The 21,836-nt window shown below is 36.8% G+C and carries 19 protein-coding genes; 6 read left to right on the top strand and 13 right to left on the bottom strand.

Going from position 1 to position 21,836, the window contains the following annotated elements:
- The 13 genes from CCY98_RS08680 to CCY98_RS07550 all read right to left on the bottom strand — a co-directional run.
- A partial coding sequence (locus CCY98_RS08680; protein ID WP_258439887.1) for an autotransporter domain-containing protein occupies positions 1-2,370 on the bottom strand: 2,370 nt, incomplete at its 3' end.
- A gap of 168 nt (positions 2,371-2,538) precedes the next feature.
- A complete protein-coding gene (locus tag CCY98_RS07605) occupies positions 2,539-4,209 on the bottom strand; it encodes a protein hydE (protein WP_112057956.1) in 1,671 nt (556 codons plus the stop codon).
- 1 nt (position 4,210) lies between these two features.
- Positions 4,211-4,756 carry a HyaD/HybD family hydrogenase maturation endopeptidase gene (locus CCY98_RS07600; RefSeq protein ID WP_112057955.1) on the bottom strand — a complete coding sequence of 182 codons (546 nt, stop codon included), beginning with the start codon at positions 4,754-4,756 and terminating at the stop codon, positions 4,211-4,213.
- Positions 4,753-5,421 (bottom strand): Ni/Fe-hydrogenase, b-type cytochrome subunit, encoded by a 669-nt coding sequence (cybH, locus tag CCY98_RS07595; RefSeq protein ID WP_112057954.1) that lies wholly within the window; start codon positions 5,419-5,421, stop codon positions 4,753-4,755. The genes CCY98_RS07600 and cybH overlap by 4 nt, the downstream gene beginning before the upstream one ends.
- A gap of 12 nt (positions 5,422-5,433) precedes the next feature.
- The gene (locus CCY98_RS07590) at positions 5,434-7,170 is read right to left on the bottom strand and encodes a nickel-dependent hydrogenase large subunit (protein WP_112057953.1); all 1,737 of its coding nucleotides are present in this window, start codon (positions 7,168-7,170) and stop codon (positions 5,434-5,436) included.
- A gap of 17 nt (positions 7,171-7,187) precedes the next feature.
- Positions 7,188-8,339 carry a hydrogenase small subunit gene (locus CCY98_RS07585; RefSeq protein WP_112057952.1) on the bottom strand — a complete coding sequence of 384 codons (1,152 nt, stop codon included), beginning with the start codon at positions 8,337-8,339 and terminating at the stop codon, positions 7,188-7,190.
- A 155-nt stretch (positions 8,340-8,494) separates the two neighbouring features.
- Complete coding sequence (mreC, locus tag CCY98_RS07580) at positions 8,495-9,310, bottom strand: rod shape-determining protein MreC (RefSeq protein WP_112057951.1); 816 nt, start codon at positions 9,308-9,310, stop codon at positions 8,495-8,497.
- Between the two features lie 3 nt (positions 9,311-9,313).
- Positions 9,314-10,348, bottom strand: a complete 1,035-nt coding sequence (locus tag CCY98_RS07575; protein WP_112057950.1) for a rod shape-determining protein — start codon at positions 10,346-10,348, stop codon at positions 9,314-9,316.
- Between the two features lie 20 nt (positions 10,349-10,368).
- A complete protein-coding gene (gene clpX / locus CCY98_RS07570) occupies positions 10,369-11,604 on the bottom strand; it encodes an ATP-dependent Clp protease ATP-binding subunit ClpX (RefSeq protein WP_112057949.1) in 1,236 nt (411 codons plus the stop codon).
- A complete protein-coding gene (lpxA, locus tag CCY98_RS07565) occupies positions 11,601-12,404 on the bottom strand; it encodes an acyl-ACP--UDP-N-acetylglucosamine O-acyltransferase (protein WP_112057948.1) in 804 nt (267 codons plus the stop codon). The genes clpX and lpxA overlap by 4 nt, the downstream gene beginning before the upstream one ends.
- Positions 12,401-12,868, bottom strand: coding sequence for a 3-hydroxyacyl-ACP dehydratase FabZ (fabZ, locus tag CCY98_RS07560; protein ID WP_220101906.1), 468 nt, complete (start codon positions 12,866-12,868; stop codon positions 12,401-12,403). Before fabZ ends, lpxA begins: the two co-directional genes overlap by 4 nt.
- Positions 12,869-12,923: 55 nt before the next feature.
- Positions 12,924-14,303, bottom strand: a complete 1,380-nt coding sequence (gene glcD, locus CCY98_RS07555) for a glycolate oxidase subunit GlcD (RefSeq protein WP_112057946.1) — start codon at positions 14,301-14,303, stop codon at positions 12,924-12,926.
- Between the two features lie 12 nt (positions 14,304-14,315).
- A complete protein-coding gene (locus CCY98_RS07550) occupies positions 14,316-15,131 on the bottom strand; it encodes a plasminogen-binding N-terminal domain-containing protein (protein WP_112057945.1) in 816 nt (271 codons plus the stop codon).
- A 357-nt stretch (positions 15,132-15,488) separates the two neighbouring features.
- Between CCY98_RS07550 and cysS the strand changes: the two genes are divergently transcribed.
- The 6 genes from cysS to ilvD all read left to right on the top strand — a co-directional run bounded on the left by cysS (position 15,489) and on the right by ilvD (position 21,628).
- Entirely contained in the window at positions 15,489-16,892 is a 1,404-nt protein-coding gene (cysS, locus tag CCY98_RS07545) for a cysteine--tRNA ligase (RefSeq protein ID WP_112057944.1), read from the top strand.
- 27 nt (positions 16,893-16,919) lie between these two features.
- Positions 16,920-17,693, top strand: a complete 774-nt coding sequence (locus tag CCY98_RS07540; RefSeq protein WP_112057943.1) for a sulfite exporter TauE/SafE family protein — start codon at positions 16,920-16,922, stop codon at positions 17,691-17,693.
- A gap of 98 nt (positions 17,694-17,791) precedes the next feature.
- Positions 17,792-18,835, top strand: a complete 1,044-nt coding sequence (locus tag CCY98_RS07535; protein WP_112057942.1) for a hypothetical protein — start codon at positions 17,792-17,794, stop codon at positions 18,833-18,835.
- Positions 18,835-19,353 carry a hypothetical protein gene (locus tag CCY98_RS07530; protein WP_112057941.1) on the top strand — a complete coding sequence of 173 codons (519 nt, stop codon included), beginning with the start codon at positions 18,835-18,837 and terminating at the stop codon, positions 19,351-19,353. Before CCY98_RS07535 ends, CCY98_RS07530 begins: the two co-directional genes overlap by 1 nt.
- A complete protein-coding gene (locus CCY98_RS07525) occupies positions 19,350-19,898 on the top strand; it encodes a hypothetical protein (RefSeq protein ID WP_112057940.1) in 549 nt (182 codons plus the stop codon). Before CCY98_RS07530 ends, CCY98_RS07525 begins: the two co-directional genes overlap by 4 nt.
- A gap of 11 nt (positions 19,899-19,909) precedes the next feature.
- On the top strand, positions 19,910-21,628 hold the full coding sequence (ilvD, locus tag CCY98_RS07520; RefSeq protein ID WP_112057939.1) for a dihydroxy-acid dehydratase: 1,719 nt from the start codon (positions 19,910-19,912) through the stop codon (positions 21,626-21,628).
- The last annotated feature ends 208 nt before the right edge of the window (positions 21,629-21,836 follow it).

Raw genomic sequence — 21,836 nt, 5'->3', positions numbered from 1 at the left:
GTAGTAATTTACTCCTGCAAATGGTTTTACAAACCAGCTATTACTAAAATCAAATACTTTACCTACATTTGCACTCAATCCAAAGAATTTTTGATCAAAATCTGAAGTGTTGATACCAGCAATGCTTGTAACATCTTGATCAGTTTTACCTAATTGTCCATATGCTTTTAAGTTTAATTCCCAAGTTGGAGCAATTTTGATTTGAGAGTAAATACCCAATTGGAAGTTATCAGAATCTTGTTTTAAAAGCTTGTCTTGTAATTCTGCATTTGCATAAGTGAAATAAGCACCAATTAAAACATTATCAGTTAAATTGCTATCAGCACCTACGCTAATTCCATATACACCACCTGATTCTCCATCGATGATATTAGCACCACCAAAAGCATTTGCCCATACTGCTGCATTGTAAGTTTCATAGTATTTATAAGGCGCATCACTTTGGATAGAAGCAAATCTTTCTTTAGAAAGTGATTGGAATGGATTGTTAGCTCTTGCAATTCTAGAACCAATTGCCATATCATTAGAAACATTAACTGCAGTCATTGCTGATGAAGAAGCATCTGCAAAGCTTGTAGCACTTCTAGCGGCATCTCTTGTGTCTTTATAGAATCTTTGGTTAGTAATCACTTGCATTACTTGTTGATTGTGAATATTAGAGCTTGCAATACTTGATAAGATTCCAAGTGATTCACCTGTGTTTCCTGAAGCTTTAGTTGCAGAAACGATTGGAGTAAGTGTATCATTCATACCACCAAGCACAATTCCACCTAAGATAGTATAATCTGTGCGAGTTTTTACTGCTTCTAGAATGCTATTAGCTAATGAATAATCCCCTGTATTAATGCTAGGTGCAAGAGCTTCTAACATAAGGTTTTTAAGCTCATTGAGTTTTTTTGCTTTTTCAGCATCAGTAGTTCCATCTGCTAATGCAGTAATTTTACCTTGAAGGGTTGTAAATGCAGTCTTTCTCTCTGTTAAATCTTTAATAGCGGCTTCAATGGCTTTAAGTTCAGCATTAGCGGCATTAAGATTGCTTGTGATTTGGTTAAGTGCTTTTTGTTGTGCAGTAATTATAGAGTTTTGAGCATCGATTTTATCTTGAGCCACTTTTTTAGCTGCATCATCCTTTGCTGCTGCGAGTTCTTTTTCTGCTTTAGCTTTATTTGCTTCTGCTGTTTTAATTGCAGTTTCAGTAGCAGTTTTGCTAGTTTCTAAGCCTGTTTTTGTAGCAGTAACATTTGTTTGTGCTATGCCTAATACGCCTTGTGCTGCAGTAATATTTGTTGATTCTGCATTTACAAGGTTAGTTGCAAGGCCTTTAAGATTAGTAAAATCTTGATTTTTGTTGAAAGCATTTTTGAAAGCATCCTTTAATTGCCCATTTACATAAAGGGTTTTATTGTCTGTAGAAAGTTTAACTTCATAAAGAATGTAATTATTGTATGCAGCGCCATTAGCATCAATAGCGAAGTCATAATCACCAGTATCAAGATATGGAGCTAGAAGGCTTTGGTTGCTTAGATATTCAGAAACATCTTGTGCAAAACTAACACTGCCTAATGTAGCTCCTGTATCGGTGATTTTTCCACCAGAAGTGATGAGATTGAGTTGTCCAAGTGGCAAATCACTGCTTTGGATATTTAATGTGCCATTGTTAAGTGTTACATCTCCTTTTGCGTAGATTCCTTGATTGTTATTATTCCAGCTATTATCTAATGATCCAAAAGTGAAAGTATTACCATTTGAAGCTAGCTTTCCTGTAACATTTAATTTACCAGATTCTATTGTTACAGCACCTGATCCAAGATTAGCATCACCTGTAACATTTACATTTCCTTTGTTGCTAATAGTCAATGCATTATTAAAAGTAGTCCCTGTTTTGCTTGTAATATCTAAGTTTGCACCCTCAACATTTACTGCACCACCAAAAGTTACTGCTCCTTCACTGCTTTTGATGCTAGAGTTGTGATAAACATTGGTTGCACCATTTTGTGTAACATCACCTTTAGTATCAATGTTAAAAGAATAAGTGTCTGCAAGTGGATCTTCTGTGTTGAATGGATTTTCAGCTCCACCTAGTGTTACACCAACATCTCCAGTAAATGAGTTAGCATTAATAGTAAGCTTATTAAGTTCTATTGGCTTAATATTTGAGCCTTCACCTGTGGTTACCGATGTTGGATCAACACTAAGAGTTAAATCATTAGCTGTGTTTTTGTATTCCCAATTTCCTGTTGTGTTTTCTTTAAACTTTGTAGTAAAGTCTGTGTTATTAACAGTATCTGCGGCTGCAATAGCACTGCTTGATAAAGCAGCGACTACACCTAAGCTTGTCAAAACTCGACTTGCTGCGATTGAAATTTTCATTCATTCTCCTTTAAAATAATAAAATGAGACACTATTATGCCCCCCCCCCCTTATTTTTTGCTTAAATTTAAAATTTTTTATGTTTTATGATTTAAATTATTTTTTGAGTGGATTTGAAATGCTTGGAGTAAGGTAGGAAGTTAAGTGATAGCTTTGGAATGCGTGGGCTTAGATGAAGTCCATTATTTCACAGCCAAGCACTTCAGAATCTTTTGGGAGATAGTGGATGAATTGATCTAGGAATTGTTTGTTTAAAAACATTTCTCCGCAGATGATGATGCCTTTTGTGCTATAGTTTTCCTCCATATCGCGACTTAGGTTAGCAAAGAATTCTGCCATCGAATCTAAAATGCCAAAACAAAGCAATTCGCTCTCCACTCCTGCGAGTTTGAAGCTCATTACTGATCGCAAGGTGCGTAGAGTGTCAAGGTAGATTTTGCCTTCCTTGTCTTTTTCTAATCTAAAGTCAATACGTGGTCCTTTGGCACCGACAAATTCCCCTGCTTTTTGCAAGAGTGCTTTTGTAGCGGCTTTGAGATTTGAATCAAAGTTTGGTGTAAAGGGAAAGGGTGCGTGTAAATCTAGCAAGATAGCGCACAAGCCTAGTAAATCTAAGAGATTGCTTGAAAATCTATCGTGTGGGGGGAGTGATTCTAGCTGTGAGATGAGAGTTTCATTGGCTTTGGTGAAGTTTTTTAGCAAAGATTGGGTGGTGGGGTTTTGGGTTTTTAGAATCTCTAGGATTTGGGCTAGGTTAGTTTGGAGGGTGAATTCTATAGGGGTTTTGAAGCTTTGGTTAAAATAGAGCATAAAATGCGTTGGGTGCTTGCCTAGATAGAGCGCATTTGTTTGGGTTAAGTTTTGGGATTTTATCGTGTTTTTAAAGGCTAGAAGTTCTGGGCAAGTGGCTGTGGTGGGAGTGGCTTTAAAATGATGTTTTAAAATAAGGGAGTTTTTACCAACGCTAATTTCTAGTGGAGTGTCATCAGTTTTGAAAAATTGGCAGATTCCGTTACTTAGCTTTTGGCTAGGTTCTATGAGATAAAAGCCACTGTGGGATTCTAAGAATTTGCTTAGTAGTAACAAAATAGGATCAAAGGGGAGAATACAAGGCACTTCGTGTGTCGGAAAAAGCGCTTTGAGAATGGATTTGGGCTTGAGTGTGATGAGGGGCTTTTCTAGCGTGGCTAATGCTTGGCATTCTTCAGTGCTAATTTTAAAGAGGGATTGGGCATTGTTTAGACAAAATGGCACAAAAATGTAGGGGGATTGAATTTTTGGTGGATTATTTTCATCAAAGAGAATGACTTCTTTTTTGCCTAGGGGAGTTTTTAGAAAAATACTTTGTTTATTTTTAAGAAGTGTGCTTAGGTATTGGAGTGATTCTTGGAGTTCTTTTGGGTTGTTTAGGGGGAGTTTTTGATTGTCTTTTAGAAAAGTAACTTTTTGGGGTGTGAAGTCAATGAAACTTTCCCATAGATTGCAAAAAGCGCTTGAATCTTTTTGGGTAACTTTTTCTAATTCAAGCGGGGTGAGTAGGTTTGATGATTCTTGTGGGCTTGGGAGAGAGTGGGTGGGGGAGAGTGCTTTTAAAATTCTTAGCTCCTTAAAAGTCCATTGCAAAGAGAGTGGAAGACTTGTAGATAAAGCGTTTGTGAAATTTAATAGGTTTTGCTCCTCTCCTTTGGCTTCTAGTGTGAAGCTTGTATCAGTTTGGAGTATTTGTGTTTCAAGCTCAAAAGTATGGGCGGTTTGGGTGAGTGTTTTGCAAAGAAAGTTTTTAATTTTTTCTAAATTTTGTAAATTTTGGATAAGTAAAAAGTCAAGTGCAAGTAGCAAATTAAAAGCCTTTGTAAGAGAGATTTGCGATTTCTTGTAAATCTTTTTGGGTTTTTTGATCTTTTGGGTTGGTTTTGATTCCTAGCTCTTGGAGGTATTTGATAGCTTGTGTTTCCATTGTTTTAGCCGCTTTTAGAATTTCAGGAGATAATTCAAATGTTGGATCGCTTCCGATAACGACAGGCTTCACACCTAGGATTTTGGTGGGTGGCAAGTCGCCTAACATTTCAATCATCTTTAGTGTTTGTAGCATTTCTACTTCGTGTGCGCTACCTGCCCAAGTGATATTATCTGGGATGGCACTGAAGTCAAAAAAATACACATCTCCGATTTTGGCATCATCAGCATCAATGCAATCTAAGATTAAAACGCGATCATATTGAGTGATAATGGGGATTAGGTGCTGCGCCATCGTTCCGCCATCAATAATATCTAGTGAATGCTCACTGCTAAAAGTGTAATTGACTTTGAGAAAATTGGAGAGATGCACTCCAATCCCCTCATCGCCAAAAAGAATATTTCCAATGCCTAAAATGAGAATCTTCATTGATGTGTTTCATCTTTTTCAAATCTTAGTCCGCTTACGATTGTGTCGATTCCTGAACCTGGAAATTTCATTGCATTCCAGCTTACCATATAAATATGGATAGGAATGAAAATAATAAATGCCCAAGTCAAAATATGGTGAATTAAGCGGACATTTGCTATCCCGCCACAAAGCACTTCTAGGGGCTTCATAATTGGCATAAGGAAACCGCCAAGCCCTTGGTGATAAACATGTGTATAGAGAATAAGCCCTGTTAGCGAGATGAGAATAATAAGAATCATTATGGCAATGTAGGTTACAAGCTGCAAAGGATTGTAAGAGCCTTTGTTGCGCGGATGTCCCCCAAGCAAAAGATAGGTTTTTAGAATCTGAAACCATACTATTGGGTTAATGAGATCTAAAAATGAGCGACGCTCCATTTGACATTCTTTTGTAAAAACAAAGAGGTAGATTCTAAAGATTGAAATTGCAATAAGTAAAAATCCGATGGATATATGCCAGATTCTTGATAGAGAATAAATCTCATAATCTGGATTGGCACTTAAAAAAGGGTAGGCAAGGTAGAAACCTGTGGCGATAAGCGCAAAAATCGCCAAAGCACGAATCCAATGAAATATCCTTGTTAGTTTTGAAAACTCAAGGACAGATTTGTATTTTGTTTCCATAATATGCCCCCTTTAGATATTGCAATTCATCGCGATTGGGTCAATTTTGTATTGTCCAATTTCGTTACCTTTAGTATCCATTAAATGCACCGCACAAGCAATACAAGGATCAAAAGAGTGGATTGTGCGGATAATTTCTAAAGGTTGAGTAATGTCTTGAATCTTAATGCCCACTAAGGAAGCCTCATAAGGTCCCATTTGATTTTTAGAATCTTTTGGTCCTGCATTCCAAGTGCTTGGAACGACTGCTTGGTAGTTTGAAACCACTCCATCTTTGATTCTAACCCAGTGGCTTAGCATACCCCGTGGAACATTTCCGATGTAGCGTCCTTTGTATTCTTTGTTGTTATCTATCTCATAAGGTGCGCAAGTAGCTTGATCGCCGGTTTTTAGGTTTTCAACTAGAGAGTTAAAGGCTTCAATTCCATAATCTGCAGAAAGCTTACATTCTAAAAGTCTTGCTGCTGTTCTGCCCAAAGTTGTGAAAAGCGCTTCAATAGGCAAACCAGTGTCTTTTAGGAATTGGGTGGCAATTTTTGTGATTCTTGGATTTTTAGCTGCTAATCCCACAACGATAGCAGCCAAAGGTCCAACTTCCATAGACTCACCATTGTAGCGAGGAGATTTTATCCAGCTATATTTTCCATCTAAGTTTAGAGCTTTTGTTTTTATCGGAGTGCCATCAGGTCCGATCGTATCAGCATCTACAAAGCCGGTATAGTTAGGTGTTGTCTCTCCATCATAGGGGTGAAGGGCTTTGTCGTTTTGATACCACGAATGTGTTGCTTCTTCAGTGATTAATTCCTCGTTGATTTCAATGAGTTTTGAAATATCTCCATTGCGAACGATTCCACTGCTATAAAGTGTCTCATTGCGATTGACTGGAATCTCTGCATAGCTTAGGAAGTTTTTTACGCCACAACCTTTAAGCACACTGGGTTCGTTTTTATAGACTTCAGCTGCCATTACTACATCAGCATAATAAGCACGATTTATAAAATCGGCAACTTCTTTGTATTTGGTGAGCCAATCTCCAAGCCTTGAAGGATCTAAAATATCGGCTACACAAGTTACTCCACCAACGGTTAAGCTTTGTGGGTGTGGTTGTTTTGCTCCAAAGATTGCCATCATTTGCGCAGCTACTCTTTGCACTTCAAGTGCTTTTAGATAATGAGAAAGCACAATGAGATTTTGTTCTGGTGAGAATTGGTAAGTTTTATGCCCCCAATAAGCATTTGCAAAAGGACCTAAGCCTTGTTTGGCGCTTGCAAATTTTGCTACTTTTTCTTGCACAGCTTTAAGTTCATCTTCGCCTGTTGCAATAGGGTTTTTAACATATTTAAAGGCAAGTTCTGAAGCTTTTTTGGGATCAGCTTTGAGAGCGCTAGTAATGTCGCACCAATCTAATCCGTGTAGGTGATAGAAATGCACTAAATGATCGTGTAGCACAAGAGAAACATTCATAAGGCTTCGCACCATTTGGGCATTAAAAGGGATTTGAATGCCTAGAGCATCTTCAACGGCTGTGATTCCTGCTTTGTAGTGAGAATAGGTGCAAACTCCGCAAATCCTTTGCACCATAAAACCAACATCTCGGGGATCGCGGTTTTTGACAATCACTTCAATACCTCTCCACAAAGTCGAGCTTGAATAAGCATCAGTGATGACATTATTTTCATCAACAATGACTTCGATTCTTAAATGTCCTTCGATTCTTGTAATAGGATCAACAATAATTCTTTTTGTCATTTATTCCCCTTTGTGAATTAGTCTTTATTTTTTCTCATACTAGATAAAACAGCGTGTGCTGCCATACCAATTGCCGCAACCCCTAATAGCGTGATTCCGATATTGTCTGCTGTTCTATCTTTTCCACTAAAGAAAGGGACATTATAGACTTTGTTTCCAAGTGGTTCTTCAAAAGGTCCCATAGTATCCCAGAAGTTTGGTTCGCTACAGCCAATGCAGCCGTGTCCTGCTTGAATTGGCCAACTTGTGTGGGAGTTAAAGCGAAGTTTGGAGCAGTTATTAAAAGTGTAAGGTCCTTTGCAACCAACTTTATAAAGGCAATATCCATTTTTGGCTCCCTCATCGCCAAAGCTTTGAACAAATTCCCCTGCATCAAAGTGTCCCCTTCTCTCACATAGATCGTGGATTCTAAGTCCATAAGCCCATTTGGGGCGATTGAAAGCATCAAGGCTTGGCAAGGTTCCAAACAAAATAAAATGAATCACATTTCCAACAATATTTTTTTCGCTTGGAGGACAGCCTGGGACATTGATAACAGGCTTATTAGTAATGGCACTAAGTGGTTTAGCAGCAGTAGGATTTGGATTAGCTGCTTGAATACCGCCAAAACTAGAACAGGTTCCAATTGCAAAGATAGCTGCTGCATTTTCACTTGCTTCCTTAGCAGTTTCTAAACCTGTTTTGCCGTGTGCTCCAATGGTTAAATATTGCCCTTCTAGTGCAGTTGGAACGCCACCTTCTACCATTAAAACATAACGTCCTTTGTATTTTTCCATAGCTGATTGAAGATTGTGTTCGGCTTGGAAGCCAGAAGCTGCCATAATGGTTTCGTGATATTCTAAAGAGATATAATCAAAAATTAAACTTGCAATACCTGGTCCATCGCTTCTAAGTAAGCTTTCACTGCAGCCGGTGCATTCTGCTAAATGAAGCCAAATGACAGGTAAGCGATCAGCTACTTCAGCAGCCTTTGCAGTTAGCGGTGCAAAGCTTGCGGGAAGTGAAAGCATTGCAGTCATCGCACCTGCCCATTTTAGAAAATCTCTTCTTGAAATTCCCTTTTCTTGTAACATTTTTTTAATGCTGCTTCCTTCTTTTAAGGCTGGGAATTTACTAATCTCTTTTAATCTTTTTTGTGCTTTTTGAAGCAAGAGCTCTTCTTTTTCCAACTTAATCCTCCTAAAGAAATGTGTTAAAAATAAGATTATTTTTAACTTTTAAAAACTTTTAAAGAGTCAATCTTGGCAAGTTTAAGAAAAAATTGACTTTTAAAGTTCATTATTTTATCACTTTTTTACAGATTATTTCTTGAAATGCAAGAAAATTAATTAAAATTAAGAAGATTATCGGTTTGTTCTTGAATATCTTTTTCTTGGTTGGCGTTAATGAGCCAATAAAATTGTGATATTTCTTTTAAGAAGGGTTTAATAATAGCGATTTGATAGCCTTGTCTTTCTTCTACGGATTGGACTTCTCCTATAGGAATCTCAGGGTAGAAAATCCCATCATAACCACTTGTTTTTATTACATCCCCTGCTTTTATTTTTGGATAGGGTGGAATATAATCCACAATAAAGCCTTTGTTAATATCGTATTTTGCGATTCCTGGGGCTTTGTTTTCTCCTATAATCACACTATAATTACATTGTTCATCGCCATTTAAAAAGCCCATTAAACGATTGTTTCTAAAAATCGCAATCCCTGCAACTTGATTGTTTATAACAAGCCCAAAGATTTTGTCCTCTTTATCTTGGGAGATAATTTTGTTATCGCCTTGGAGCCAAACTTTTGTGTAGTCATTGAGGTGTGCATAAGAAATCGTTCGGACAAGATGAAAATTAGGCGATTCAAAATTACTAGCTTGGAGCAGTTCTAAGAGGGCATTGTATCTATATTCTAAAGAGTTAAGGGAGTATTGCAAACTTTCTTTGTTTTTTAATTCATTAGTTAGATGTTTGATTTGCTCTGCTTGGTTAAAGTGTCTTGTGATGATATTGGTAATGTTTTGGTTTAGGTTTAAAATGCCAATTTTAACTCCATCGCTAAGGTAAAGAAGCTTGGAGTGCAATCCTTTGGAGACTTGTGTAGAAAGAAAGAAAACAATAAGAATAAAAAGTATCCAAAGGAAGAGTTTTTTCATTTTTTACTCATAGGAAAGTTGTTGAAGAATATCAATTTCTTCTAGTGCTTTACCAGTTCCTTTTGCAACGCACAAAAGTGGCTCTTCGCCAACATACACAGGAAGTTTTACAATTTCGGATAGATATTTATCAAGTCCTCTAATGAGGGCTCCACCGCCGGTTAAAACGATTCCATTCTCAACAATGTCTCCAGCTAAATCCGGTGGCATTTGCTCTAGAACATCTTTTAGGGCATTGGAGATTTCTTTTAGTGGTTCTTTCATTGCTTCTCTGACATCCTCGCTTGTAAGCTCGATAGTGTTGAGTAATCCACTTACTTGATCACGCCCTTTGACTTGCATACTTAAAGGTTCATCAAGGCTAATTGCAGATCCGATTTCTATTTTGATAATTTCACCGGTTCGCTCACCAATAAGTAAGCTGTATTTGCGCCTTACATAATCTACTACGGCATTATCAAGCTTATCTCCAGCAGTTCTTAGGGATTTTGAAATAACCAAACCACCTAGTGAAATTACACCAATTTCTGTTGTTCCACCCCCAATATCAACTACTAAGCTACCTTTTGGCTCTTTAACAGGCAATCCAGCTCCGATTGCAGCAGCCATTGGTTCTTCGATTAAGAATACTTCTCTAGCTCCAGCACTCATAGCTGATTCTCTAACGGCTTTGCGTTCTACGCCTGTTAAACCATAGGGGACACAAACGATAATTCTAGGACGCATTAAAGCCTTTCTGCGGTGAGCTTTTTCTATAAAATGACGAATCATCTTTTCGGTCATATCAAAATCTGCAATAACACCATCTTTCATAGGTCGCACCGCTAAGATGCTACCTGGAGTCTTTCCTACCATTTCTTTGGCTTCATGTCCCACTGCTAGAATCTTATTTTTGCCATATCTGTCATTTCTTACAGCTACCACAGAAGGTTCATTGATAATGACACCTTGCCCTTTTACAATTACAATTGTATTTGCAGTTCCTAAGTCAATTGAAATATCATGTGAAAACCAACCAATTATTTTATCTAATAACATTTCTCCCTCTCTTTTGTAAATTAAGCACTTTTTTTGTTTTTTTTCTGTTTGATAAGTATGGGTTTTTCTTTTTTGGACACCAATTCTTGAGTAATGATGACTTCATACCCTTTAAGTTCGGGCAATTCATACATAATATCTAGCATAATTTCTTCCATAATTGAGCGCAATCCCCTTGCACCAGTCTTTCTTTGAATTGCAAGTTCGGCAATGGCTTCTAGAGCTTCTGGCTTAAAGGTTAATATAACATCATCGAGTTCAAAAAGTTTTTGATATTGCTTGGTGAGTGCGTTTTTTGGCTTTTGGAGAATAGTTATCATCGCTTCTTTAGTAATTTCATCTAAAGTGGCAATCATATGCAAACGCCCAATAAGCTCAGGAATCAATCCAAAACTCACTAGATCATCTGGTTCTACTTCATCAAGTAGATTCTTTGATTCTGTTTTAGCATTTTTTTGGTGATGAAATCCAAGAACATTGCCTCCAATGCGCCTTTCAATAATTTCGTTTAATCCATCAAAAGCACCGCCACAGATAAAAAGAATGTCTTTGGTATTGATTTGAATAAAATCTTGATTGGGGTGTTTTCTGCCCCCTTTTGGCGGGATATTAACAACACTTCCTTCGATAATTTTTAAAAGTGCTTGTTGCACACCCTCGCCAGAAACATCGCGCGTGATTGAGCGATTTTCAGAAAGTCTTGAAATTTTGTCAATTTCATCAATAAAAATAATCCCTTTTTCTGCCCTTTCTATATCACCATTGGCTTCTTGCAAGAGTCTTGTTAGGATATTTTCTACATCTTCTCCCACATATCCTGCCTCTGTTAAGCTTGTGGCATCGCAGATTGCAATAGGGATATTAAGCGCTCTAGCTAGTGTTTGTGCCATCAGTGTTTTTCCACTTCCTGTGGGTCCAATAAGTAATATGTTGGATTTGGAGATTTCTGTTTCGCCTTCTTTTGGTTTTTGTAAAATTCTTTTATAATGGTTATACACTGCAACACTAAAGACTTTTTTAGCTTTTTCCTGTCCGATTACATAATCATCAAGAATCGCTTTTAGTTCTTTGGGTGGTATGACCTTTAAATCCATTTCTTGATCGGTTTTGGTTTCCTCTAAATGATTTTCTGTGCCAAAAAGTAGATTATAAGAAGCAATGATGCAATTTTTGCAAATGCAGACATTATTTCCAGTGATTAAAGGATTTTTGTGAGATTCTTTTGATTTGCAAAAATCACAGATTCTTTCGTTCATAGGCTTTTCCTTATAAATGGGATTCCTCTTGTAGAATTAAGAACGAAATGGCACATTTTTATGACATTTTCATCCTTTGGATTCTCATCTAAGATTTCTTGGGCGATTTCTTTGATGGGTTGGTTGCTAAAAAATAGGCGCTTATAAGTAGAATGAATCTTATCTACTTGATGATGTTCAAAGTTTTTTCTTAGGCGGTGGAGATTAAGTCCCCTAACTACTGCACGATTCCCCTCTGCCATACAAAAGGGAGGAATGTCTTGAGAAAGTGCGCTTGCACCAGCAATCATCGCATAATCTCCAATTTTAACAAATTGATGTATGGGTGTTAATCCACCAATATTAATGTGATTTCCCATAACAATATGCCCACCTAGTGTGGCTCCATTAGCCAAAATGCAGTGGTCTCCAATAATGCAATCGTGTGCAACATGCACATATGCCATTAATAAATTATTGCTTCCAATAATGGTTTTGCTTCCACCACCTTCAGTTCCTGGGTTAATCATTGTGAATTCGCGAATCTTGTTGTTGTCACCAAAAATAAGCTCATTAGGTTCGCCGTGATATTTGAGATCTTGGGGCTCTGTGCCTAGGGTTGCATTAGGAAAAATTGTATTGCCTTTACCTAAAGTCGTGTTGCCTAAGATTGTTACATGATTGTATAGCTTTGAATTATCTCCGATTTTAACATCCTTGCCAATGATGCAATAATGCCCAATTTCAACATTTTCTCCAATCACTGCCCCTTCTTCTATGATTGCACTTGGGGCTATTTTAGCAGTTTTTGCGATACTCACTTGTTTGCCCCTTCTTTGTTTTTATCGACAATCATTGCTTTTAATTCAGCTTCTGCTACTAATTTTTCTTCTACATAAGCATAGCCCTGCAAGACCCAAATGCCACCTTTTTGCTTGATTACTTCAAGCTTATAAGTTAGTCTATCACCTGGGATAACAGGATTTCTAAATTTGGCTTTATCGATACTCATAAAATACACGATTTTATCGCCATTATTGCTTGATTCTTCTCCAAACATACTCACAAAGGCTAACACTCCACCTGCTTGCGCCATTCCTTCAATAATATAAACACCCGGATAAATAGGTTGCACAGGAAAATGTCCATTAAAAACTTCTTCATTTATAGTAATATTTTTGTAAGCTTCAATGGTTTGATTAGGGGTGATTGCTGTGATTCTATCTACAAGCAATAAAGGATAGCGGTGGGGTAGAATCTCGCGTATTTTTTGCACATCATAAATCATAGGATACCTTTAGTTATTAAATTTTTGTTTTGTGATAAAATGAAATTTTCTTTCATAATGCCATTTTACCTGGATTTAAAATATTATTTGGATCAAAGGCTTTTTTGATTGATCTAAAGAGATTCATTTCCTCTTGAGTGAATGCAAGATTCATAAAAGGAGCTTTGGAAATGCCAATGCCGTGTTCTCCACTTAGTGTGCCACCAAGATCAATGGTGATTTTAAAAATCTCTTCAATGGCTTTGTGTCCTTTTTTTAATTCTTCTGGGTTGGAGCCATCTACCATAACATTTGTATGCACATTTCCATCACCTGTATGCCCAAAGCAAGGGATTACAACGCCATATTTTTGAGAGACTTGTTGAATCTTCTCTAATAATTCTGGGAGTTTGGAGCGTGGCACGGTAATGTCTTCGTTGAGTTTTTTGCTGCCATAAATTGTAATGCTTGGACTCGCATTTTTTCTTGCAAACCATAAATCAGCTGCTTCTTGCTCATTGGTTGCTTTTATGAATTGGGTTGCACCATTTTCATAGAATTTTTCTTCAATTTTGGTAATTTGATATGCAATCTCTTCGGGTAAATTTCCATCTACTTCTGTGATAAGAATTGCTCCTGCATCAGTAGGTAAACCTTTGTGAAATTTTTCTTCTACGGCTTTAATACTAAGATTGTCCAAAAATTCCATTGCTACAGGCGTGATTCCACTTGCCATTGTTTTATAAACAGCATTCATTGCGGCTTGAATACTTGGAAAAATACCCATAGCACTTTGCTTGTGTTTGGGTTTGCTAAGTAACTTTAGGGTGATTTCAGTGATGACTGCTAAAGTCCCCTCACTAGCAATTAGGATTCCTGCGATATTATAACCTGCTACATCTTTGATGGTTTTTTTGCCTGCACAAATAATATCACCATTAGGCAAAACAGCGCGTAAAGCCATCACAAAATCTTTGGTGATTCCATATTTGGCTGCACGCATTCCCCCAGCATTTTCGCTAACATTGCCACCTAGTGTAGAGTAATGCTCACTTGCAGGATCGGGTGGATAAAACAATCCGACAGCTTCTACAGCCTTTTGGAGTTGCATATTCACAACGCCCGGTTGAACTCTAGCCACCATATTTTCCATATCAATTTCTAGAATCTTGTTCATATGCTTCTCTAAAGCCAATACCACTCCGCCCTCTATGGCTAAAGCGCCTCCTGTAAATCCACTTCCAGCACCGCGTGGAACGATTGGTATTTTATGTGTGTTACAATATTTTAATACCTTACTTACTTCTTCTTCATTGTGTGGAAATACGACACATTCAGGATATTTGCGGTCTTTGGTAGCATCATAGCAGTAAGCGGTCAAATGTGCCTTGTCGCTATAGCAATCTTCATTTCCAACAATTTTTTGTAAGTCAAGAATGTTTTGCTCTGTCATTTTGTGGATTCCTTAAAAAATATCTTTAAGATTTTGGCTGAAATAGTTCGTAACTCTACCAAAGAAAGTCGCATCGCTATCTTTGATTTCCCCCTTGATTAAAGCATCAAAATAGATATAGTAATCTTGTGTTCTTTTGTCGTTAATCAAATAAGAAAACCATTCTTGATTGGTGGTTCCAATACGAGAGAAAAAGGGCAACATTCTCTCTTTAATAGGGGCTCTTCCAGTGATATAATCCTTTTTTATAAGACTAAAGGTTTGGCAATCTAGGGCTTGTCCTTCATTGAGATTAACAATATAAACAACCCCAGTAGCGTATTGGGAACATACTTTTCTAAAATCTGCCTTCACAGGTGCGGTGTGTCCAACATCCATTAAATAAGCAGCAAATAAATCAGGATGGAGCCAAGTGATCTCAGGATAAGCATTTTTGACTTTTTCATAAATATCTTGAGTGGGCGCGATTAAAAAGGCGCGATCATTGAAGCTACGAAAAATAACTTCATCGTTTTTTTGTGGTTTTAAAAGTGGAGTAGGAAAAGCTTTTTGTTCTAGTGCTACAAAAGGTTCAAAGGCTATTTTTGCTCTATTGTCTTTTATTTCTACGACTGCAGCCATTGCTATGATTCCAGAGTGATCCTTATCAAACCAACGAATAATTTCTCCGCTCTCACCGACTTTCAAATCAAATGCAGGGACATAAGCAAAATGTTCAGAATCAAGCTCAATGATGGGAACAATAAGTTTGTTTCCAAAGGGTAAGGCAAATGCAGTAAGGCTAAAAAATAAAGTAAAAATAAAAAGTTTAATCTTTAAATGCTTCATTGGATCAATGACCTTAAGTGTAAAATATTTGCAAAAATAACGAAGTTAATTATACATTTAATTTTCTTAAAATTTTGACATATTTTGTAAATTTTACTAAGGATTATTGGAGTTTGCTTGAATTTATTTGATAGACAAAAAAGGAATGTCAGAAAATATTCTTTATATACTAGAATTTCTTTTTAATAAAAAATTCTAGCTAGGATTTTTTTATTGCTTTTTATTTTCACACTACAAAATTTATTTTTAAGATTATGAAAACGCTTTAAGGATTGTTGATTTACAACAATTATAGAGTAAATTTGCTATACTTATGAGTTTTAATCCAAAATTACATTCCAAATGAGAGAGTAGCGAATGCAGCTTAAAATTTATGATAGCATCAAGAAAGAAAAGGTGGATTTTTCCCCCATTAATCCCCCAAAAGTAAGGCTTTATGTCTGTGGTCCAACGGTGTATGATGATTCGCATTTGGGACACGCAAGGAGTGCGATTGTTTTTGATTTGTTGCGCCGAATCTTAAGAGAGAATGGCTATGAAGTGCTTTTTGCAAAAAATTTCACCGATATTGATGATAAGATTATCAATAAATCTTTACAAAGTGGCTTAAGTGTTACGGAGATTACACAAACTTATACGCAAAAATATCTTGATGAAATGGCGGCTTTAGGAGTGGAGAGAGCTGATATTGAGCCAAAAGCTACAGAGAGTTTAGAGAGCATTTGTGCGATGATTGAGGAATTACTAGAAAAAGGTTTCGCTTATCAAACACCTAATGGAGATATTTATCTCTCAGTGGAGAAAGATTTGCAATATGGCTCTTTAAGTGGGAGAATTGCTGAACTTGAAACACAAAGCAGAATTCAAAATAGCGAACAAAAAAGAGATGCAAGAGATTTTGCTTTGTGGAAAAGTTATAAGGGAGTTGGTGATATTGGCTATGATTCTCCCTTTGGCAAAGGGCGTCCAGGGTGGCATATTGAATGTTCAGCTATGATTAAAAAACACCTCGCTTATAGCGGGGAATATGCTATTGATATTCATGGGGGTGGAGCAGATTTGCTCTTCCCACACCACGAAAATGAAGCTTCTCAAACGCGTTGTGCGGATAATCAAGCTATCGCAAAGTATTGGATTCATAATGGATTTGTGACTATTAATGGTGAAAAAATGGCAAAATCTTTGGGGAATAGCTTTTTTATCAAAGATGCATTAAAAAATTATGATGGTGAAATTTTGCGATTCTATCTTTTAGGGACACATTATCGTGCTGGATTAAACTTTGCAGAAGAAGATTTACTAACAGCTAAGAAGCGCTTAGATAGAATTTATCGTTTAAAAAAGCGTATTTATCCAATCCAAAAAGTTGATGAAGGGGAATGTTGTGAGTTTAGAGAATCGTTTTTGGAAGCTTTAAATGATGATTTAAATGTTTCAAGAGCTTTGAGCGTGGTGGATGAATTTGTAGCAAAGGCAAATGAGCTTTTGGATAAAAAGCAAAAAGATAAGGCACCAATGATTGCTGGGAATTTAGCGATAATAGAGCGACTTTTGGGAGTTGGTGGCAAGAATCCTTTTGCGTATTTTCAGCTTGGAGTGAGTGAAGAGCAGAAAAATGAGATTGAATCTTTAATAGCAAAGAGGAGTGAAGCAAAAAAACAAAAGGATTTTGCAGAAGCCGATAAGATTCGAGAGGAATTACGCAAAATGGGGATTGAGATTATGGATACTTTTGAGGGTTGTGTGTGGGAGAAAGTTTAAAGCTTCTTTAATTGAGTAAGGATATTTATGGAATATGCAGGTTTGTTTGGTCTTTTTGTAGTAGCTTTACTTGGTAGTTTTGGTCATTGTATTGGAATGTGTGGTGGCATTGTTTTGGCTTATAGTGGAAAATTAACTAATAATGGGATAACTAGTAAAGGGACTTTGGCGCTTTATCATATTTTGTATAGTTTAGGGCGTGTAACTATTTATGTGATTTTAGGGGCGATTGTAGGAGTTTTAGGGAGTATGTTTAGTTTTAATGCTACCTTGCGTGGAATCTTGTTTCTAATTGCGGGGGTTGCTATGATTCTAGCAGGATTGTCTCTTTTTGGTAAAATACGATTTTTGACAAAATTAGAACATTCTTTGCAAAATTCCAAATGGTATCAAAAAAGCTTTCAAACAGCTTTAAATCTAAGAACGCCACAAAGCATTTATTTGCTAGGGTTATTAAATGGACTTTTGCCCTGTGGGTTTGTGTATGCGTTTTTGTTTAGTGCAGCTGGGAGTGCTAATGTTATAAATGCTATGCTTGTGATGCTAGTTTTTGGGATTGCGACGACTTTTCCTTTATTTTTGTTTGGAATACTAGCTAACACGCTTTTTTATAAGTCAAATTTTAGAAAAATTTTGATGAATCTAGCTGCAATAGCCATTGTAATTTTTGGTGGTTTGATGGTGCAAAAAGGTATTAAGTTTTTACAAAATCCGAATATGGGGCATAAAATGCATATGAGTATGTTGGTGCTAGAAGATTCTAAGCCTATTAAATCCATAGAAAATCTTGGGGATTCTTAGAATTTAAAAGTGTAAAATTTTTATGAGAAAATTCTATTATTTAAGACAAAATTGCATACTATATAGAAAATAAAAGAAGCATTAAGGTTAAAATAAAAATGAATCTTGCGAAAATCATCCACCATTTTTTTCCCACAGCGATTGTTGGGATTGAAATTGACAACAAAAATTGTAATATTGTTGTGAAGTTTTATCGAGGTGGTAAGCACATACGCACACAGACAAAAAATTTCAAGACTATTCCTGGGGAGTTACCTGCACAAGCAATTTGGTTTTTAAGAAAAATTTATGCGAAAAATCCATTTACTTATATTACAACCCTTCCTTCTTCTATTATTCAAGGCGCAATTAACACTAGTCGCAAAGAAGATTTTAATCAATATGGAATCAATGTTGATGAGGTTGCAAAAAAAAGCTTTAATGATGGCTGGTCAGTGTATATTTCTAAAGAAGGTATTGCTGAAACAAAAAAAAGATTTTCGAAATTGGGGGTGGATTTTATTATCTCACCTTTTTTGGTGCTTTATCATTTGGCTAAAGACACTTTTCAAGAAGATCATTGCAAACTTTATATTTTATTTCAGCGTTCTAATATGACTATGATTGTTACAAAATCAAATAGCGGAGTCTTATTTGGCGGTTATTATGCCTTAGAGAGCGAGATTGATTCAGAGTTAAAGGTTGTAAAAAATTCATTTACACAAGATGGCAGAGAAGAGATGGATATTACAAAAGATATTCAACAAGAGCTTAGTGAGATTGGGGATGTAGGTTTAGAGAATGAAAAAGGGGATGATGAGCTTATTGAAATTTTAAGGAGCGAAGATAAACAAGAAGATGAAGAAAAGACTGAAAACTTAGAGCAAGGCAATGATGATTTAGATGATTTTGCAAGGGTAAATATGGCGACTAAATTTATCCAATCTGCGATGAGTGAATTTTATAGTAATGATATTTATAAGAGCGAATTCATTAGTGAAATCGTGCTTTTTAATCCTAATAATATTTCAGAAGAGACACTCAAACAAATTCAAAACTTTACAATGTTAGAGATGAAAATCATGCCTTGCAATATTGCAGAAATACTAGTTGAATTGGGCTTTGAAACTTATCGATTTTTTGAAGCAAGGGGGGAAGTGTAATGAATTATAGTTTTGTTTCACCCAATAAAAAAACATTGCTAAAAAAAGTTTCGCGCATTTGGTGGGGTTATATTTTTTTGACGCTTTTTATCTTTGTTGGTTTTGTAGTTACCTTGAAGATTCAAGGGTATTTTATGGAAATAAAAACAACAGAAGCATTACAAGCACAGCAAACAGCTTTAGATGAAATCAAAAAATTTCAAGAAATTAGAGACCAAGAAGCACAAAGGGTGCAGTTTGGAAAATTTATCACCAATCAAAACGCAATGCTAAAAGAGAGTGTGGAGAATTTGTTTGATTTGATTCCAGAGCAAATCACTCTAAATAAGGTTCAAATGGAACAATACCAACTTGTTTTGTATGGCGCAACTCCCTCAAAACAAATTTACACTTTTTTGCTTGAAGTTCCTTTGCGCTCCATCTTTCATCAAAGCAGGGCGGATTTTTATTTATTGCCTAATGGTTGGTATAATTTTGTCTCTGTGAGTAAGTTAAATAAAGAGGAGCAAGCACAATGAAAGCTTTTTTTGCGCAGATTGATTGGGTAAGAAATACTTTCTTTTTTGTGTTTTATTTTTTCTTGGTGGCGCTTATTTTTATAGCCATTATCAAGCCACAGCTAGAAGTCTTTAAGACAACAAATACTAATTATAGAAAAGAAATCTTTGCTTTAAATCAAATTCAAAATCAACATAATTCTCAAAAACAAGAATTGTTAGATTATCAAAAACAAAATATTGAAATTATAAGAGCCTTTGAGACTCCTATTACACAACAAGAGATTGAAGAGAAGTTAAAAATTATCTTTGATACTTCTGGAGTTGTGCAAGATGGTGAGCCAATAAGAGAGGGTGAGTATTTAAAACAACGCTATGTTGTAAGTGGAAAATTAAAAGGAATAGAGAAATTAAAGAGTGCATTAGATTTGGTGCAAAGTTTTAATGCAATTGTGCGATTTAATTTTCCCCTCCATATTGAAAAAGAAAATGAGATGCTTGTTTTTTCTTTTCGGTTAGATGTTTATTATTCACCTAAAGATTCTAGTATATTAATCAACAATTAAAGGAGAATGCGATGCGAAGTGATATTATCAAACAAGGCTATCAAAGGGCACCACATAGGAGTTTGTTGCGTGCCACAGGGCTTAAAGATGAGGATTTTAATAAGCCCTTTATTGGTGTGGCAAATAGCTATATAGACATTATCCCCGGACATTTTTTCTTAAACAAATACGCAGAGATTATCAAGGAGGAAATCCGCAAGGCTGGGGGCGTGCCATTTGAGTTTAATACTATTGGTGTGGATGATGGTATTGCTATGGGGCATAATGGTATGCTATATTCTCTCCCTAGTCGTGAGTTAATCGCTGATTGTATTGAAACGGTGATGAATGCGCATAGCCTAGATGCGATGATTTGCATTCCAAATTGCGATAAGATCGTGCCTGGTATGCTTATGGGGGCATTGCGTGTCAATGTGCCAACGATTTTTGTAAGTGGCGGACCGATGATGGCAGGGAAGCTAAGCGATGGAAGCGTGCTAGATCTAAATTCCGCTTTTGAAGCAGTTGGAGCATATGAGAGTGGCAAGATAGATGCAAAACGATTGCACGAAATAGAATGCAACGCCTGTCCTGGTGGCGGAAGTTGTAGCGGTATGTTTACGGCAAATTCTATGAATACGCTTTGTGAGGCTATGGGGGTAGCCTTGATGGGTAATGGAACAATCCCAGCACTTACAAAAGAACGCGAGGAATTGTTGCGAAAGGCTGCAAGACGCATAGTGGAAATTGCCCTAGATTCTCAAAAGAGTGAGCAGTTTAGATTCCGCAATATCTTAAATCACAAGGCGGTGCATAATGCCTTTGTCGTGGATATGGCAATGGGTGGGAGCACAAATACGGTGCTACACATGTTAGCAATCGCTAAGGAAGCGGAAGTGGATTTTAATCTAAGTGATATAAATAATATCGCTAGTAAAGTCGCCCATATCGCTAAAATCGCTCCAGCACTTAGCAGTGTGCATATGGAAGATATTAATCGTGCAGGTGGCGTAAGTGCGGTGATGAATGAAGTAGCCAAACGAGATACACAAACTTTATTTTTAGATGCTCTAACGATTACAGGAGAGACTTTAGGCGAAAGAATTAAGGGCAAAGAAATCACTGATACCCACATTATCCACACTAACGAAAATGCCTACTCACAAGTGGGAGGCTTGAAAATCCTCTTTGGAAATCTCGCAGAGCAAGGCGCCGTGCTTAAAGTGGCAGCCGTGGCAGAATCTATGAAAGAATTTAAGGGTAAAGCGATTTGTTTTAATTCCCAAGCTGAAGCGATTAAAGGCATAGCAGGTGGCAAAGTCAAGGCAGGAAATGTAGTTGTTATCCGCTATGAGGGTCCAAAAGGGGGTCCGGGAATGCAAGAAATGCTAAGTCCCACAAGTCTTATTATGGGAATGGGACTAGGCGAATGCGTGGCACTTATCACTGATGGGCGATTTAGCGGAGCGACGCGTGGTGCATGTATCGGGCATGTGAGTCCTGAAGCGGCTGAAGGGGGGCTTATCGCGCTTATTGAAGATGGCGATGAAATAGAAATTTCTGTTGCAAGGGGAGAGCTAAATTTGCTTGTGGATTCTAAAGAATTAGAATCTAGAAAGGCAAAATGGCAAGAACAAGGTGTCGCAAAGGCAATTATGGCTAACAAAAATATCACAAGCAAATGGCTCAAACGCTACTCCTTGCTTGTTAGCAATGCTGCAAATGGCGCGGTGCTTAAAACGGAATTATAAAATATTCTATGGATTTTTAAATCCATAGGATTGTAAAATGCTTGGTTTGTTGAAGTTAAAGATTAATGAATTAAAACTTTTGTGTGGTGTGCAGAAATAAAACTAAACTTTTAGATAAAATAAGCGACAAGAATTATAATAAGGGAATTTAGAGCAGCCTCTCACTAGGAGTACCCCACAACTATCGGCAGGTTAGCCCTCTAAACTG

Origin of the sequence: Helicobacter sp. 11-8110, from assembly GCF_003288905.1 — a bacterium.
Lineage (GTDB): Bacteria > Campylobacterota > Campylobacteria > Campylobacterales > Helicobacteraceae > Helicobacter_D > Helicobacter_D colisuis.
The sequence above is the reverse complement of the archived record's forward strand: the minus strand, read 5'-3'. Positions and strand labels throughout refer to the sequence as shown.

Excerpts from the sequence above, each read along its gene's own strand:
- CCY98_RS07600 (WP_112057955.1), bottom strand. The coding sequence starts at position 4,756 with ATGAAGATTCTCATTTTAGGCATTGGAAATATTCTTTTTGGCGATGAG.
- cybH (WP_112057954.1), bottom strand. The coding sequence starts at position 5,421 with ATGGAAACAAAATACAAATCTGTCCTTGAGTTTTCAAAACTAACAAGG.
- CCY98_RS07590 (WP_112057953.1), bottom strand. The coding sequence starts at position 7,170 with ATGACAAAAAGAATTATTGTTGATCCTATTACAAGAATCGAAGGACAT.
- mreC (WP_112057951.1), bottom strand. The coding sequence starts at position 9,310 with ATGAAAAAACTCTTCCTTTGGATACTTTTTATTCTTATTGTTTTCTTT.
- CCY98_RS07575 (WP_112057950.1), bottom strand. The coding sequence starts at position 10,348 with ATGTTATTAGATAAAATAATTGGTTGGTTTTCACATGATATTTCAATT.
- clpX (WP_112057949.1), bottom strand. The coding sequence starts at position 11,604 with ATGAACGAAAGAATCTGTGATTTTTGCAAATCAAAAGAATCTCACAAA.
- glcD (WP_112057946.1), bottom strand. The coding sequence starts at position 14,303 with ATGACAGAGCAAAACATTCTTGACTTACAAAAAATTGTTGGAAATGAA.
- CCY98_RS07550 (WP_112057945.1), bottom strand. The coding sequence starts at position 15,131 with ATGAAGCATTTAAAGATTAAACTTTTTATTTTTACTTTATTTTTTAGC.
- cysS (WP_112057944.1), top strand. The coding sequence starts at position 15,489 with ATGCAGCTTAAAATTTATGATAGCATCAAGAAAGAAAAGGTGGATTTT.
- CCY98_RS07540 (WP_112057943.1), top strand. The coding sequence starts at position 16,920 with ATGGAATATGCAGGTTTGTTTGGTCTTTTTGTAGTAGCTTTACTTGGT.
- CCY98_RS07535 (WP_112057942.1), top strand. The coding sequence starts at position 17,792 with ATGAATCTTGCGAAAATCATCCACCATTTTTTTCCCACAGCGATTGTT.
- CCY98_RS07530 (WP_112057941.1), top strand. The coding sequence starts at position 18,835 with ATGAATTATAGTTTTGTTTCACCCAATAAAAAAACATTGCTAAAAAAA.
- CCY98_RS07525 (WP_112057940.1), top strand. The coding sequence starts at position 19,350 with ATGAAAGCTTTTTTTGCGCAGATTGATTGGGTAAGAAATACTTTCTTT.
- ilvD (WP_112057939.1), top strand. The coding sequence starts at position 19,910 with ATGCGAAGTGATATTATCAAACAAGGCTATCAAAGGGCACCACATAGG.